Source organism: Streptomyces laurentii (assembly GCF_040635425.1).
Taxonomy (GTDB): domain Bacteria; phylum Actinomycetota; class Actinomycetes; order Streptomycetales; family Streptomycetaceae; genus Streptomyces; species Streptomyces laurentii.
In genome coordinates, this window is record NZ_JBEYHT010000104.1 from 1 (window position 1) to 13,953 (window position 13,953).

Genomic DNA, 13,953 nt, shown 5'->3' on the forward strand with positions numbered 1-13,953 from the left:
GCCGCCGCACGCCCGGGCGGCCTCGACGCAGGCCGTCTGCTGCCAGCCGGGCCGCTCCACGCCGGTGACGGGGCGCAGCGAGGTCCCCGGCAGGAAGCGGGCCCGTCGGCCCTGTCAGCTCACCAGCCCCGCCAGTCGCTGCAGCGACTCCGTCAGGGCCGCCGTCGCCGAGTCCTTCAGCTTGCCCGCCATCAGGGACACGGCCGCACCCGTGAACTCCCCGTCGATCCGTACGGTGGTCGCCTCGCCGTCGGCCGTGAGCGCGTAGCGGGTGCCGATGGCGACGTTCATCGGGCCCTTGCCGCGGATCGCGAGCACGCGCTCCGGCTCCACTTCCTCCACCGTCCAGGCCACCTCGGCGGGGAAGCCCATCAGCTTCATGTTCTCCGTGAAGGTGGCGCCGGACTCCAGGCGCTCCGGGCCGCCGGCCGGGAAGTCGGTGTGGGTGGCGTTCCACTCCCCGTACGAGCCGAAGTCGGTGAGCCGCGCCCACACCTTCCCGGCAGGTGCCTCGATCCGTGCCTCCGCGCTGACTTCGGCCATGGGCCACCCCTTCACGCGTACCAGTCGGGCTTCGGTGTCGCGGAACGTAGCCGGGGCGGCGCGAACATTCAATACTGATGAACCGTCAGTTCTTGTGTCGTCCTGTTGTTCCGTCGTTCCGTCGCCCGCCCACCGGATCCGCGCGGAGTCGAAGCGGTCCGAGGCGCGTGGCCGGCCGCTCTCGTCGTGGCAGTGGAACGCGGCCCAGAAGAGATCGCCCGGCAGCGCCTCCCGGGGTGCGTACACCCGGTAGACGTACCGCCGCCCGTCGAGTGCGGGCAGATCCACCATCCAGAACATGCCGGGAGGACGATACGACACGTCGGGGCGTGCGCCGGGCCGGGAGGCAAAGCGGCGCGCCCCTAGGGGGGAGAAGTGGCGCGATCTCCTTCGCAAGGAGGAGGAATCGCCCTCCGTACCCGACTCCGGTGGTATGTCCACATGCTTCTCGCCGGGGATGTCCCGAAGCCGTCGGCCTGATGAGGTGGGATCGTGCACAATCCCGTCCCGAGCGTTCCCGCTTCCCGTTCTCAGGTGTCCCGGCTGCTGCCCGCCTCGCGCCGGGCCGACCTGGAGAACGTCCTGACCGCGGAGCTCCTGACGGTCGTGGCCGGAGCCAGAAGGCGGACGCTGCGGGACGGCGACCGGCAGATCGACACCGCTCACCTGCTGCACTCCCTCCTCGAGACCGACCCCGAGGCCGGTGCCGCCTTCGACGGCGGCCACCAGGTCGCCCGGGTGCTCGGCTATCTCGTGCAGCGCTCCATCGGCTACGGGCTGCGCTGGCAGCGGTCGGTCGAGGACACCGGCGGCTCCCTCCCCGTCCTCCGGGTCGGCGAACCGGCCGCCTCCGGCTGGTCACCGGCCGCCGCGGCCGCCCTCGGGCATGCCTTCGAACGGGCCGCGCGGCGCGGCGACCGCCGGGTCCGGGGCCTCGATCTGCTCGCCGTGCTCGCCGCCGAACCGGACAGCCGGGCCGGCGAGGTACTGCGCCGCGCGGGCGTCGACCGCACCGTCCTGACGGCCCGGATCGCGGAGCTGTCTCAACAGGTGTAACGGGGGTTACGCACCTGACCGGGCCCTGTCATGATGGCCCGATGCACGCGTCTCAGGGGAGAAGCGCCGGTCTGGGACTCGCCCTGACCTCGGCCTTCGCATTCGGTGGTTCAGGTGTGGCGGCCAAGCCGCTCATCGAGGCGGGTCTCGACCCGTTGCACGTGGTCTGGCTCAGGGTGGCCGGTGCCGCCCTCGTGATGCTGCCGATCGCCTGGCGCCACCGGGACCTGCCGCGCCGCAAGCCGGCCCTGCTCGCCGGGTTCGGTCTGCTGGGCGTCGCCGGCGTCCAGGCCTGCTACTTCGCCGCGATCTCCCGGATCCCCGTCGGCGTCGCGCTGCTCGTCGAGTACTTCGCCCCGGCCCTCGTCCTCGGCTGGGTCCGCTTCGTCCAGCGCCGCCCGGTGACCCGCGCCGCCGCCCTCGGCGTCGTCCTCGCCGTCGGCGGACTCGCCTGTGTCGTCCAGATCTGGTCCGGGCTGAGCTTCGACGCGCTCGGCCTGCTGCTCGCGCTCGCCGCCGCCGGCTGCCAGGTCGGCTACTTCGTCCTGGCCGACCAGGGCAGCGACGAGGACGAGCCCGTCGACCCGCTCGGCTTCATCGCGTACGGACTCCTCTTCGGCGCCGTCCTGCTCACCTTCGTCGCCCGCCCGTGGGACATGGACGGGTCGGTGCTCGGCGGCACCGCCGATCTCGACGGCACGGCGGTCCCGGCCTGGCTGCTGCTGGGCTGGATCGTGCTGATCGCGACCGTCCTCGCGTACGTCACCGGGGTCGTGTCCGTACGCAAGCTCTCCCCGCAGGTCGCGGGTGTGGTGGCCTGTCTGGAGGCCGTGATCGCCACCGTCCTCGCCTGGGTGCTGCTCGGCGAGCACCTGGGGGTGCCGCAGATCGCGGGCGGTGCGGTCGTGCTCGTCGGCGCGTTCATCGCGCAGTCCTCGACGCCGAAGGCCGCGACGGCCGAACCGGTCGCCGGATCCGCCGACCAGGCGGCCGGTGAGCAGGCCGACGGCGAGCGGGCCGGCGGCGAGCGGGCCGGCGGCGAGCGGGCCGGCGGCGAGCGGGCCGGCGGCGGGCAGGCGTCCGATGGAGCCGGGGTGGCGGCAGGGAAGGCCACCCCGTAGGGTTCCGGCCATGCGTATGACCGTACTTCCGCCCCCCGCACGCTGACCGCGGGCGGCTCACTTCCGCTGACGAGGACCGGACTCGGGCGGGCCGATACGAGGCCCCCGAGCGGTTCGTCGCTGCCCGCCCGCGGACACGGCGACCATCTTTCCTTCCTCCTCATCCGGAGCATGTACGTGTCGAACACTCCTGGTTCTGCCCTGTCCACGGGGCGGAGCCTCGTCTCGCTGATCATCGTCGGTGTCGCCTGGGGCACCGCGGGCGCCGCCGCCTCCCTCGTCTTCCGGGCCAGCGATCTCGGCCCGCTCGCCCTGTCCTTCTGGCGTTACGTCGGCGCGCTGCTGCTGCTTCTCGGCGTCCTCGCCCTGCGCCGGCGGCGCGGGCAGCAGGCCCCGGCCATCCGGGAACCGCGCGGGCGATGGCTCGTCCGGGTCCTCGGCACCGGCCTCGGCATGGCCGTCTTCCACTGGGCCTACTTCGCCGCCGTGCAGGCCACCGGGCTCGCCGTCGGCACCGTCGTGACACTCGGCGCCGGGCCCGTGCTGATCGCGGCCGGCGCCCGGATCCTGCTGGGCGAACGGCTCGGCCTGGGCGGTGTCCTGGCCGTCGGCGGCGCGCTCGCCGGGCTCGGCGTGCTCGTGCTCGGCGGGGGCGGTGCCGAGGTGCGGCCGTCCGGCGTCGTCCTCGCCCTCGTGTCCGCGCTCGCCTACGCGGCGTTCACGCTGCTCACCCGGTGGCTCGGCCGTACCGGGGGCGGGCGGGTCGACGTCCTGTCCACCACCACCTGGTCGTTCGCCGTCGGGGCGGTCGGTCTGCTGCCGTTCGCGGCCGTCGAAGGGCTCGTCCCGCACACCGAGGCCCCGCTGGCGGTCCTCGGCCTGCTCGTCTACGTGGCGGCCGTCCCCACCGCGCTCGCCAACGCCCTCTACTTCGCCGGGGCGGCCGTGATCCGCTCCGCGACGGTCTCCGTCATCATGCTGCTGGAGCCGGTCAGCGCCGCGCTCATCGCCGTGACCCTGCTCGGCGAGCGCCTCACCGCCTCCACGGTCGGGGGCACCCTGCTGCTGCTCGGCGCCGTCACCGGGCTCGCCTTCGCGGAGACCCGGGCGGCGGTGGGCCCGCGCGGGGAGCGGGCCGACGGGGCGGTGTCCGTCACGCCGTAGCGGACGGTCCGGGAACGGACGGTCCGGGAACGGATGACCCGGAACCGGACGGTCCGGTCGTGGACGGCTTGGCGGCGAGGCGGCGGAGCTGATGGGCCCGCGCCGCCGCGTCGCCGGGGCCCGCGCGCTCGGCGAGCCGGACCGAGACCCGTTCCTGCACGGCCGGCGGCTTGTTGCCCGCGTACTTGAACTTCGCGCGGACATCGGTCACTTCGAGCCGCAGCACCCGGATGCCCGGCAGCATGCGGCCGAACGGAGCTTCGCCGGGCCGGGCTTGCGCCGTGCCGCCCTCCGGCTGGAAATGGGCGACCTGGCGGTTCAGCAGGGTCGCCTTCTCCTCCGGGTCGTCGACGACGTGCGCGGTGCAGCGGAGTTGGACGGCCGTGTAGTACGAGGTCGGGGTGCCGTGCTCGGTGGGCGCGCCGTCGGAGGCGGTCCAGTGGCCAGGCACGTACACGTAGTCGTCGACCACGCTCAGCAGCACGGTCGGGTGCCGGTCCAGGTCGCGCCAGAGCGGGTTGGGGCGGGCGAGATGGGCGATCGCCTGGCCGTACGGGCCGGGCTCGGGCTCGTACCGGAAGTGCAGCGGCTGCACCCACGGCGGTTCGCCGGCAGTGCCGTTGACCGCGAGCTGGCCGAAGTCGTGGGCGGCGAGCCAGTGTTGCCAATCGCCGTCGTCATGGGGCGCGTCCCAGGGATGGATCAGCATGCGAAGGCCCCTCAGTGAGCGGTGAGATAGCCGGGCAGGGTGATGGCCGGGTCCAGGTCGCCGGCCGGCTCCGGGGTGCCGTGGCCGCTGCGCACCGGGATCACGCCGGCCCAGTGGGGGAGCGCGGCGTCCTCGGGCTCGTCGTTGGGGCCGCCGGTGCGGACCTTGGCCGACACCTCGGCGAGGTCGAGGCGCAGGACGGCGGTCGCGGCGAGTTCCTTGGCGTTGCCGGGGCGGGAGTCGGCGGCGCGGCCGGGGACGACATGGTCGACCAGCGCGTCGAGGGCGGTGCGCAGCTCCTCGGGGTCGGTCACCTGGCGGGCGGTGCCGTGCACGACGACCGAGCGGTAGTTGATCGAGTGGTGGAAGGCGGACTTGGCGAGGACCAGGCCGTCCACGTGGGTCACGGTCAAGCACACCGGCAGCCCCGGCGTGTCGGCCCCGCCGCCGGCACCGCCTGCCATCCGCATCGGCCGCGAGCCGGTCGAACCGTGGACGTACAGGCGCTCGCCGACCCGGCCGTACAGCGTGGGCAGGACGACGGGCGCGCCGTCGCGGACGAAGCCGAGATGGCAGACGTACCCCTCGTCGAGTATCGCGTGCACCAGTGGGCGGTCGTACGCGGCGCGGTGGCGGGAACGGGTGGGGACGGTCCGCTCGGTGGGCTCGTAGGGCGGTGGAACCGCGGGAAGTGCGTCCGTCATGGTGGCGTACTCCATTGCACTAGTGCATAATCGGCTTTGTGCTAGGAGAATATCGGATCGAAGGCCGTCGCGCATCGGAGATCGCCGCCAGCGTGGAGCGGGGGGTGGGCTCCGGGCTGCTCGAACCCGGGCAACCCCTGCCGCCCATGCGGGAGTTGGCGGCCACCCTCGGCGTGAACCCGAACACCGTCGCCGCCGCCTACCGCACCCTGCGCGAACGCGGGGTGATCGAGACGGACGGCCGCCGCGGCAGCCGGGTGCGGCCCGCGCCCGCGACGACCGCCCGCGGCTCGATCAGGGTCGAGGCCCCGGCCGGCGCCCGGGACGTCAGCAACGGCAGCCCCGATCCGGCGCTGCTGCCGCCGCTCGGCCCCGCCCTCGCCGAGGTCGCCGAGGCGTACGCGGCGCGGCCGACGATGTACGGGGAGGAGCCCGTCGACGAGGAGTTCGCCCGGCTCGCCCGGGCCGCCTTCGACACCGCCGGGGTACCGGCCGGGCCCGTCGGCGTCGCGTCCGGCTCGCTCGACGCCGTCGAACGGGTGCTGACCGCGCGGCTGCGGCCCGGCGACGCCGTCGCCGTCGAGGACCCCGGCTGGGGCAGCCTCCTCGACCTCGTCCCCGCGCTCGGCCTGCGGCCCCTGCCGGTCGCCGTCGACGACGACGGACCACTGCCGGACTCGGTGGCCGGCGCGCTGCGGGCCGGGGCCCGCGCCGTGATCGTCACCGACCGCGCGCAGAACCCCACCGGCGCCCGCCTCACCGCCGCGCGCGCCGCCGGACTCCGGACGGTCCTGGCCCGCCACCCCGACGTCCTGCTCATCGAGGACGACCACGGCCACGGCATCGTCGCCGAGCCGCCGCACCCGCTCGCCACGGGCACGGGCGCCTGGGTCTTCGTACGGTCGGTGGCCAAGGCGTGGGGGCCCGACCTGCGGATCGCCGCCTTCACCGGGGACGCGGAGACCGTCGACCGGGTCCTCGGCCGGCAGCGGCTCGGCCCCGGCTGGGTCAGCCGGCTGCTCCAGCGCGCGGTCGTCCGGCTGTGGACCTCGGGGGCCGTCGACCCGGACGCGGTCGCGGCGGCGTACGGGGAGCGGCGCGACGGACTCGTCCGGGCGCTCGCCGCGCGCGGGGTCGAGGCGCACGGGCGCAGCGGCATGAACGTGTGGATCCCGGTCGCCGACGAGACCGGCGCCGTCGCCCGGCTGCTCGCCCGCGGCTGGGTGGTCGCGCCCGGCGCCCGCTTCCGGATGGAGGCCGGGCCGGCGGTCCGCGTCACCGTCTCCGGGCTCGCCCTCGCCGACCTCGAACCGCTCGCCGACGCGCTCGCCCACGCGGCGGGACCGGCACCGGCCCGCAGTTACGGCTGACGGGCCGGCCCGCGGTCACGGCCGGGCCGGTGCGGGGCCGTGCCGATGCGGCAGGGGGCCGGGACCGGGGCGGCGCCCGGCCCCCGAGTCCGGGTGTTCCGGCTTCGTATTCCGGCGCCCCGGCCCCGTGCCCCGGTGCGCGCACCGTTCGAACGCGCCGAGTCGCGGGTGGTGACATCTCGGTCCAGGATGGCGCTGTGTGGGGGCCGGACGGGGCGGCGGACCCGCGACCGGCCCCTGGGGCCGCCCCGCAGGCCGCCGCAGCGCGACCCCGAGGCCCGTCCCGGCAACCGCCCGAACCCGGCAGGAGGCTCCCCTTCATGGACCCCGTGCTCACCACCGACGCGCTCGCCAAGCTGCGCCAGCCCCGCCCGTACCCCGCGGTCTCCCTGGTGATGCCCACGCATCGCCGCGAACCGGAGAACACCCAGGACCCGGTACGGCTGCGCAATCTGGTCGCGCAGGCGGAGAAGGCCGTCCAGGAGGATCCGAAGGTGCCCCGCGAGCGGCGCCTCGACGTGCTCGACCAGCTGCGCCGGGCCGTGGCGGAGACCGACCTCGTGCACGCGGAGGACGGACTGGTGATCTACGCGGCGCAGGGCGAGTACCAGGTGTGGTCGGTGGCCCGCACCGTGCCGGAGCGGGTGGTCCTGGCCGACACCTTCCTCACCCGCAACCTGGTCGCCGCCCAGGCCGCCGAACAGCCCTACTGGGCCCTCGCGGTGGCGGCCGACCGGGTCTCGCTGTGGAGCGGCGACCCCGAGCGGGCCGCCGAGCGCCCGAAGGACGGCTTCCCGCTGACCCGCAGCCTGGAGGACCCGGACGTCGAGCGCAAGGAGCAGATCGGCGACGTGCCCAGCACGTTCCAGGACGAGGACGCCCGCCATTTCCTGCGCGAGGCGCACGAGAAGCTGCGGGCCGTCCTCGCCACCGAACCCCGCCCGCTCTACGTGCTGGGATCGGCTCCCGCGCTGGCCCTCCTGGAGGACCTGGGCTCGCTCGGCCCGGACGCCATGACGATCCAGCAGGGCGGTCTCGCCGAGGGGCCGGCCGCCGCCGTGTGGCAGGCCGTCGAACCGCTGCGCCAGGCGCGGGTGGCGGCGGCGACGGCGACCGTGGTGGCGGAGCTGGACGCGGCGCGCGGCCGGCGCGAGTTCGCGGGCGGCATCGACGAGGTGTGGCAGGCGGTGCAGCAGGCGCGGGTGCGGCTGCTGGCGGTCGAGGAGCACTACCGGACCGTCGTACGCCAGGAGGGCGGGCACCTGGAGCCCGCGCAGTCCGGGGACGCGGGCTCCCGCGACGACATGGTCGACGAGATCGTCGAGCAGGCGCTGGAGAGCGGCACCGAGGTGCGGTTCGTGCCCGACGGCACGCTGGAGGAGCAGGGGCGGATCGCGGGCGTGCTGCGTTACTGAGCGACGGGCCGCGAGCGGTCCGGGTCCGCGCCGACCGGGGCCGTGGTCGCCGTGGAAGCCGCGGGGGTCGAGGGAGCCGCGGGGGTCGAGGGAGTCGCCGGGGTCATGGCCGGGGTCGGCGTCCCGGCCGGCGTACCGGCCGGCGTCGCGGTCGGTACGTGGTCCCGGACCGGCTCCCGCCGGGCGGCGCGGCGCGGGCCGCGGGTCTGGGTGAGGGCGGCGCCCGCCAGGACGATCACCGCGCCGACCGGGGTGTTCCAGGTCAGCCCCTCGCCCAGGACGGCGACACCGGCGGCCGTGGCGATGACCGGGATGAAGTACGTGACCATGGACGCGGTCGTCGGGCCGACCTCCGCCACCACCCCGTACTGGAGCAGCATCGCGGCCCCGGTGCCCAGCGCGCCGAGCGCGACCACCGACAGCAGCGGCATGATCTCGAAGCGCTCCGGCCAGGACGTGAACAGCGGGGTGATGATCGCCAGTTGCACCGTCGCCAGGCCGACCTGGGTGCCGGCCAGCGACAGGTTCGAGGCGTCCGTGCCGGCCAGGGTGCGGCGGACGTAGATCCAGCCGACCGCGTAGCTGAACGAGGCGAGCAGGGCCATCGCGGTGCCGGTGACGTCGAGGCCGGAGAAGCCCTGCCAGGCGCCGAGCACGGTCAGTACGCCGATGAAGCCGATGCCCAGACCCGCCGCGCGTACCCGGGTCGGGCGGTCCTCGGACAGGGCGACGAGCGAGAGGAGCATGCCCCACAGCGGGGTGGTGGCGTTGCAGATGCCCGCGAGCGTCGAGGGGATCGTCAGCTCCGCGTACGAGAAGAGGGAGAACGGCAGCGCGTTGAGCAGAAAGGCCGCGACCGCCAGATGCCCCCAGGTGCGCGCGCCGCGCGGCAGCCGGTCACGCTTCGCGACCATGGCGACGGCCAGCACCGCCGTACCGAACAGCAGCCGGCCGAAGGTCACCTGGAACGGGGCGAAGCCGTCCGTGCCCACCTTGATGAAGAGGAAGCTGAATCCCCAGATCAGAGCGAGGGCGCCGAAGCGCACCCGCCAGTCCACGCCGCCCGGGCGCGGTGCGCCGGGGGAGGAGGGAAGGGCGGAGGAGGGGGACGCGGAAGGGGAGGGTCTGCTCATGCACCACAGAGTGACCGAGGCGACCTCGTAGAACAAGCGAGAATTCCTCCGGTGAATATCTTAGCATCGCTTACATGTTGAATCCGGAGCGTCTGCGCCGAGCTGGAACCCGAGCCCGGGATCCGCGAAGTACTGCGCGGCGACTGCGACCTGTCGGTCGTCCTCGACTGGAACAACAAGCGGGCGCCCGTCCCCGCCGGCCTCGAACGGGCCCATCTCCTCGACGACGCCGCCGACTTGGCCCTTCCCGCCGACCACCCGCTGGCCGGCCGCGAGGTCGTCGACCTGGAGGACTTCGCCGACGAGGAGTGGGTGTCCTGGCCGCGCGGCGAGTTCTGCCACGAATGGCTGATGTTCACCCTGCGCGCCAAGGGCATCGAGCCCCGCATCGCCCATGCCGCCGCCGACCACCACACCCAGCTCGCCCTGGTCGCCGCCGGACTCGGCGTCTGCGTCGCACCCCGCCTCGGCCGGCTGCCGATGGGTGACGACGTCGCCTTCGTCCCCGTACGACAGCCGGTCAGCCGGCACATCTACGCCACCTGGCGCACCGACGCCGGACGCCGACCCTCCATCCGCGCCGTCGTCGACGCGCTGCGGACGGCCGGCGCGCCGCTGTCCGGCTGGCGGTACGGGCGGGGATCACGCCCCCGCGAGTTTGCGGAAGTCCCAGGAGACGACGGCGCTCGGGGTGAGCCGCAGCCAGGCGTGCCGGCCGTCGTGCGGCATGGCGTCGAGTCCGAAGTTCCTGGCGGCGAACAGTCGCTCGGGGACGTCGAGTTCGGGGCAGGGCTCACCCGTGCGCGGGGCCTCGCCGACGCGTTCCACGGTGCCTGACAGCTCCACCCCGCGCAGTTCCCCGTACTCCTCGCCGTCGTCGACCACGACCGCGACCCGCGGATCGGCCTCCAGTTCGGCCCAACGGCGGCTGCGGGTCAGGGAGTAGAGCCAGAGCGACGTCCCGTCCCAGGCGAACCAGAGGGCACTGGCGTGTGGGCGGCCGTCGGCGGCGACGGTCGCCACCCGGCAGGTGCGCTGCCCGGCCAGGAAGGAATCGAGCTCGGCCGGGGTCATCATGATCCGGCGTCCACGGCGCTGTCCGGTGGTCATCGTCCGCACCCTTCTGGATTTCTGATGAGGTGTCAGAAAGCATGGGGCCTCGGGTATCCCGGAGCAAGGAGGAGGGCGTCATGACGCGACCGGACCGGCTCACCGGACAGCTCGACCCTGACGGAGCCGTCCTGCTGACCGTCGAATGCCAGGAGGGTGTGGTGGGGAAGACGAGCGCGCTCCCCGAACTCGCCGCCGCCGCACGGGAGTCGGGGGCCTTGGACAACATCGCGCGGCTCGTCGCCGGCGCGCACCGGGCAGGCGTCCAGGTGATGCACGCCGTCGCCGAACGCCGCCCCGACGGGCGCGGCGCGAACCGTAACGCCCGCCTCTTCCGCGCCGCCGCCCGGCTCCCCGTCGCCCAGCACACCGGCAGCGCCGCCGTACAGATCGCCGAACCGATCGAGGTGACCGAGGCGGACCTGGTGGTCCGGCGTCTGCACGGGCTCTCGCCGCTCGCCGGGACCGATGTCGACGCGCTGCTGCGCAACCTCGGCTGCCGGACCCTGGTCGTCACCGGCGTCTCCGCCAACGTGGCCGTACCCAACGCGGTCTTCGACGCCGTCAACCTCGGCTACGAGGTCGTCGTGCCGAGCGACGCCATCGCCGGAGTGCCCGCCGACTACACGGCCGCCCTGACCCGCCACACACTCGCCCTCGTCGCCACCCTCACGACGACGGACGAGGTCCTGGCCTGCTGGCGGGCGCACTGAGGGCCGTTCGTGACATCGGACCGTCAGGCGCCGCGGGCGAGCGAGCGCAGGCACGCCTCCCGGGTCGCCTGGTGCACGGCGCGCGCGAGCCGGGCGCCCCAGCGGGAGCGCGGACCGGCGAAGGGCTCGGCCGGACCGTCCCCGGCGACGGGACACGCGACACACACCGCGTCCGTCGGGGTGCCGGAGGCGTCGGCGCCGACGTCGAGCAGCGCCTGGACCTTCGCCTCGGTCGCCGTGGCGACCGCGTTGACCAGGGCCGCGTCCGTGAGCGGCACCGGGAGCGAGACGACGATGTTGATCGTGCCCGGACGCGGCGGACCGACGGTGCCCGCGTCCGGAGCGGCCGCCCACCCCCGTACCCCGATGCCCGCCGTCACCATGGCCTCGGCGCCACCGTCGGCGGCGCACTGCCGGTCGCCGAGCTCCGCCGCCGTCATCAGCCCCACGCCGGGACCGGTCAGACCGGCGCCGGCGGCCAGTTCGCGCAGATGGGCGACCGGGTCGAGCCGCCCGTACCCCGGCGGCACCTGGGCGTTGACGACCCACGACCGCTCCCCGACGCCCCCTCCGAGCACGGCGCTGGACACCATCCGCGTGCCGGGCCCGGGCGCCCACACCCACATCGGCCGGCGGCGGCCGTCCTCCTCGTGGTCGAGCAGGACGGCGTCGGCGAAAGCGGCGCGGGTGGGGTCCGGCGCGGCGGCCGGGAGACGCGAAAGCACCCCGTACCCTAACCCGTGCCCTTGGGACTCAGTTCTTCTTCCAGGGGGTGACTCCGAGCCTGCCCGTCGTTCCGAGGTCGAGGTTCGGGGTCACCGTCACCGGGGCGGCCCCCGCCTTCGCCCGGACCCGGACGTGCGGCACGTTCACCGCGGTGCCGGCCTCGGTGGTGTTGCGCCAGACCAGGTTCGCGGTCGCCGACTCGTTCGGCCGGAGCGTCACGCGCCGCGGCGGTTCGTCGCCTCCGACGCCGGTGGCGATGTCCTTGCCGCCGTCGAGGATCCGCACGCCGCTGACGGGCTCGTGGTCGGAGTCCAGAAGCACGAGGAGCGGATAGCCCTCGACGGTGTAGTCACGCGTGCCGCAGTTCACGAGGTGCAGGCCCACGACGCGCAGCCCCATGGTCGCGTCGCCCTGGTCGGCGCTGACCCGGACGCCGGAGGCGGGGCACGGGCCCGATTCGATCGGCGCCTCGTCCGCGGGGACCTTGGTCGCCTTGAGGACGTGTGCCCCGGTGATCGCGGGAGCGCCGGGCGGCAGCACCTCGGCATGGACCGTCCCCCGCGCGGTCTTCCCCGGGGCGACGTCGCGCACGGTCACGGTCCGGGTGGACATGGCCCCGCCGTCACTGCTCGTGAAGGTGACGACGACGGTGTACGTCTGGGCCGTGGACGTCGTGTTGACGACCTCGTAGGCGGCGGACGTCTTCGGATCCTCGGGGGCGTCGAGGGGATCGGGCCGTACGCCGTAACCGGTCCACGGTGACGGGAGGGAGTCGGCGTGTACGCCGTAACCGGACGAGGACGAGGACGGGGACGAGGACGAGGGCGACGACGAGGGCGAGGGCGAAACCGACGGGGCCGACAGGGTGATCGAGGTGATCCGTGCGCCGTCCTTGCCCGGATCGTCGACCGGCTTGGCGGAGGGCGCCCCGGCCGTGGCACCGCCCGGGGCCGGGTTCCCGGCGCCCGCCGGGGTGGTCCCGCACCCCGTGAGGAGCAGTGCGGTCGCGGCGAGAGCCGAGACGAGGGGAGTGGTCGCGGCGAGGGCCGGGCGAGCGGCGAGGAGGCTGCGCATCCGGGCATCCCATCAAGGCGCCCTCCCCGCAGTCATGATGGAGGCCACAGTTCCGGTCACAGTGGTGTCACAAAGGCGGCCGGCCATGCCGATCAGCGGCCGACGGATCCCGTGATCCGGACGGCGCTCGCCCGGGGCTTCACGGACACCGGGCAGGAGTTCCACAGCTCCACCCCGGCCGTCAGCAGCTCCTGTACGGCCCCTCGCTCCTCGGGCGTCCAGATGTCGCACGCGTCGCCGAACAGCTTCTCGTACGCGCCGTCGTGCACCGCTGTCTGTCGCGGGCCGGAGGCCGCGGGGAGTCCCCGGGCCAGGTCCTCGAAGAAGTTCCAGGCGTCCAGCACCGCCCCCGCGGGGACCCGCCGGCGGGCCGGATCCGCCAGCCAGTGCTGGACCCGGGCGAGTTCCAGGGTGTCGGCCTCGGGGTGCGCCAGGGGCCATCCGCGCCGGTCCGCGTACCGGCGTGCCTGCCCGGCCGTCCGGAACACCGGCACCGTGCGGTGACCGGCGGCGCCCGGCAGCGTCAGCACCCGGTCCCGCGCGTCGCCGACGCCACCGATCCACAGGAGCACCCCGCCGCGGTCGCGCCCGCGGATCCGGTACGCGTAAAGACGCCCCCGCTCACCCTCGTCTCCCGCCGCGAACCAGTCGACGGTCCCACTCTCAGCCATGGCCCCACCCTGGCAGGGCCGGCGGAGGCCGTCGAACGAGTTGTCCGCCACCCCCGCCACGGCGCGCACCATGCCACGAAAAACCCCGGAATGTGACGACGGGGGAATGGATAACCTGGGGGGATGCTTACCGAAGTGACAGCGACGCGCTACGTCACGCCATTGCGTGAGGGCGGCTCGCTCCCCGGGATCGTCGAGGCCGACGATCCCGGCACGTACGTCATGAAGTTGTCTACCAGGTGGCGCTGACCTGCGGCAATGTCGTCCATCTGGTCTCTGACCTGGGCGGATCTGTCTTTCTGGGTCTTTCGGGTTCGCGCCTGTTTACGCAGTCGATTCTCCCCACGCGCTCCCCCGTAGCCCTTCGGGCACGGGAGGTACCCCCACCGCGTTGTCTCCCTCCTCCGCCTTGCGATCACCCGCACCGGACCCCGCTCCCTGATC

14 protein-coding genes and 2 pseudogenes are annotated in these 13,953 nt (G+C 74.2%); 8 read left to right on the forward strand and 8 right to left on the reverse strand.

What is annotated here, in order from left to right:
- Nucleotides 1-114: 114 nt before the first annotated feature.
- Nucleotides 115-543: a type II toxin-antitoxin system Rv0910 family toxin gene (locus ABZ693_RS35130; RefSeq protein ID WP_359885565.1), complete on the reverse strand. Its 429-nt coding sequence runs from the start codon at nt 541-543 to the stop codon at nt 115-117.
- Between the two features lie 492 nt (nt 544-1,035).
- Here ABZ693_RS35130 and ABZ693_RS35135 point away from each other — a divergent pair, with 492 nt between their 5' ends.
- The 3 genes from ABZ693_RS35135 (at nt 1,036) to ABZ693_RS35145 (ending at nt 3,884) form a co-directional block, all read left to right on the forward strand.
- Nucleotides 1,036-1,599: a Clp protease N-terminal domain-containing protein gene (locus ABZ693_RS35135; RefSeq protein ID WP_435842638.1), complete on the forward strand. Its 564-nt coding sequence runs from the start codon at nt 1,036-1,038 to the stop codon at nt 1,597-1,599.
- Nucleotides 1,600-1,640: 41 nt separating this feature from the next.
- The gene (locus tag ABZ693_RS35140) at nt 1,641-2,720 is read left to right on the forward strand and encodes an EamA family transporter (RefSeq protein ID WP_359885554.1); all 1,080 of its coding nucleotides are present in this window, start codon (nt 1,641-1,643) and stop codon (nt 2,718-2,720) included.
- 177 nt (nt 2,721-2,897) lie between these two features.
- Nucleotides 2,898-3,884, forward strand: coding sequence for a DMT family transporter (locus ABZ693_RS35145; protein ID WP_435842639.1), 987 nt, complete (start codon nt 2,898-2,900; stop codon nt 3,882-3,884).
- Here ABZ693_RS35145 and ABZ693_RS35150 read toward each other — a convergent pair.
- The gene (locus ABZ693_RS35150) at nt 3,874-4,593 is read right to left on the reverse strand and encodes an FMN-binding negative transcriptional regulator (RefSeq protein WP_359885556.1); all 720 of its coding nucleotides are present in this window, start codon (nt 4,591-4,593) and stop codon (nt 3,874-3,876) included. The two genes, ABZ693_RS35145 and ABZ693_RS35150, sit on opposite strands and share 11 nt — an antisense overlap.
- Nucleotides 4,594-4,604: 11 nt before the next feature.
- Complete coding sequence (locus ABZ693_RS35155) at nt 4,605-5,297, reverse strand: pyridoxamine 5'-phosphate oxidase family protein (protein WP_359885557.1); 693 nt, start codon at nt 5,295-5,297, stop codon at nt 4,605-4,607.
- Nucleotides 5,298-5,335: 38 nt separating this feature from the next.
- On the opposite strand from ABZ693_RS35155, the gene ABZ693_RS35160 reads away from it, so the two are divergent.
- Nucleotides 5,336-6,667, forward strand: coding sequence for an aminotransferase class I/II-fold pyridoxal phosphate-dependent enzyme (locus tag ABZ693_RS35160; RefSeq protein WP_359885558.1), 1,332 nt, complete (start codon nt 5,336-5,338; stop codon nt 6,665-6,667).
- Nucleotides 6,668-6,987: 320 nt separating this feature from the next.
- The gene (locus ABZ693_RS35165) at nt 6,988-8,082 is read left to right on the forward strand and encodes a baeRF3 domain-containing protein (RefSeq protein ID WP_359885559.1); all 1,095 of its coding nucleotides are present in this window, start codon (nt 6,988-6,990) and stop codon (nt 8,080-8,082) included.
- On the opposite strand, the gene ABZ693_RS35170 is transcribed toward ABZ693_RS35165, so the two are convergent.
- On the reverse strand, nt 8,076-9,215 hold the full coding sequence (locus tag ABZ693_RS35170) for a DMT family transporter (RefSeq protein ID WP_359885560.1): 1,140 nt from the start codon (nt 9,213-9,215) through the stop codon (nt 8,076-8,078). The two genes, ABZ693_RS35165 and ABZ693_RS35170, sit on opposite strands and share 7 nt — an antisense overlap.
- Before the next feature lie 93 nt (nt 9,216-9,308).
- On the opposite strand from ABZ693_RS35170, the pseudogene ABZ693_RS35175 reads away from it, so the two are divergent.
- A pseudogene (locus tag ABZ693_RS35175) lies at nt 9,309-9,833 on the forward strand (LysR substrate-binding domain-containing protein); the annotation flags it as partial.
- Between the two features lie 24 nt (nt 9,834-9,857).
- Here the strand turns inward: ABZ693_RS35175 and ABZ693_RS35180 are convergent.
- Nucleotides 9,858-10,325 carry a pyridoxamine 5'-phosphate oxidase family protein gene (locus ABZ693_RS35180; RefSeq protein WP_359885561.1) on the reverse strand — a complete coding sequence of 156 codons (468 nt, stop codon included), beginning with the start codon at nt 10,323-10,325 and terminating at the stop codon, nt 9,858-9,860.
- Between the two features lie 80 nt (nt 10,326-10,405).
- Here ABZ693_RS35180 and ABZ693_RS35185 point away from each other — a divergent pair, with 80 nt between their 5' ends.
- Entirely contained in the window at nt 10,406-11,038 is a 633-nt protein-coding gene (locus tag ABZ693_RS35185; protein ID WP_359885562.1) for a cysteine hydrolase family protein, read from the forward strand.
- A 23-nt stretch (nt 11,039-11,061) separates the two neighbouring features.
- On the opposite strand, the gene ABZ693_RS35190 is transcribed toward ABZ693_RS35185, so the two are convergent.
- The 3 genes from ABZ693_RS35190 to ABZ693_RS35200 all read right to left on the reverse strand — a co-directional run bounded on the left by ABZ693_RS35190 (nt 11,062) and on the right by ABZ693_RS35200 (nt 13,509).
- Nucleotides 11,062-11,763 (reverse strand): adenosylcobinamide amidohydrolase, encoded by a 702-nt coding sequence (locus ABZ693_RS35190; RefSeq protein ID WP_435842640.1) that lies wholly within the window; start codon nt 11,761-11,763, stop codon nt 11,062-11,064.
- Nucleotides 11,764-11,791: 28 nt separating this feature from the next.
- The gene (locus ABZ693_RS35195; RefSeq protein ID WP_359885563.1) at nt 11,792-12,838 is read right to left on the reverse strand and encodes a DUF4232 domain-containing protein; all 1,047 of its coding nucleotides are present in this window, start codon (nt 12,836-12,838) and stop codon (nt 11,792-11,794) included.
- Between the two features lie 92 nt (nt 12,839-12,930).
- A complete protein-coding gene (locus ABZ693_RS35200; RefSeq protein ID WP_359885564.1) occupies nt 12,931-13,509 on the reverse strand; it encodes a hypothetical protein in 579 nt (192 codons plus the stop codon).
- A gap of 123 nt (nt 13,510-13,632) precedes the next feature.
- On the opposite strand from ABZ693_RS35200, the pseudogene ABZ693_RS35205 reads away from it, so the two are divergent.
- A pseudogene (locus tag ABZ693_RS35205) lies at nt 13,633-13,743 on the forward strand (HipA family kinase); the annotation flags it as partial.
- Between the last annotated feature and the right edge of the window lie 210 nt (nt 13,744-13,953).

Coding starts and splice junctions, on each gene's coding strand:
- ABZ693_RS35130 (WP_359885565.1), bottom strand. CDS start 543: ATGGCCGAAGTCAGCGCGGAGGCACGGATCGAGGCACCTGCCGGGAAG.
- ABZ693_RS35185 (WP_359885562.1), top strand. CDS start 10,406: ATGACGCGACCGGACCGGCTCACCGGACAGCTCGACCCTGACGGAGCC.
- ABZ693_RS35170 (WP_359885560.1), bottom strand. CDS start 9,215: ATGAGCAGACCCTCCCCTTCCGCGTCCCCCTCCTCCGCCCTTCCCTCC.
- ABZ693_RS35140 (WP_359885554.1), top strand. CDS start 1,641: ATGCACGCGTCTCAGGGGAGAAGCGCCGGTCTGGGACTCGCCCTGACC.
- ABZ693_RS35180 (WP_359885561.1), bottom strand. CDS start 10,325: ATGACCACCGGACAGCGCCGTGGACGCCGGATCATGATGACCCCGGCC.
- ABZ693_RS35165 (WP_359885559.1), top strand. CDS start 6,988: ATGGACCCCGTGCTCACCACCGACGCGCTCGCCAAGCTGCGCCAGCCC.
- ABZ693_RS35195 (WP_359885563.1), bottom strand. CDS start 12,838: ATGCGCAGCCTCCTCGCCGCTCGCCCGGCCCTCGCCGCGACCACTCCC.
- ABZ693_RS35200 (WP_359885564.1), bottom strand. CDS start 13,509: ATGGCTGAGAGTGGGACCGTCGACTGGTTCGCGGCGGGAGACGAGGGT.
- ABZ693_RS35150 (WP_359885556.1), bottom strand. CDS start 4,593: ATGCTGATCCATCCCTGGGACGCGCCCCATGACGACGGCGATTGGCAA.
- ABZ693_RS35155 (WP_359885557.1), bottom strand. CDS start 5,297: ATGACGGACGCACTTCCCGCGGTTCCACCGCCCTACGAGCCCACCGAG.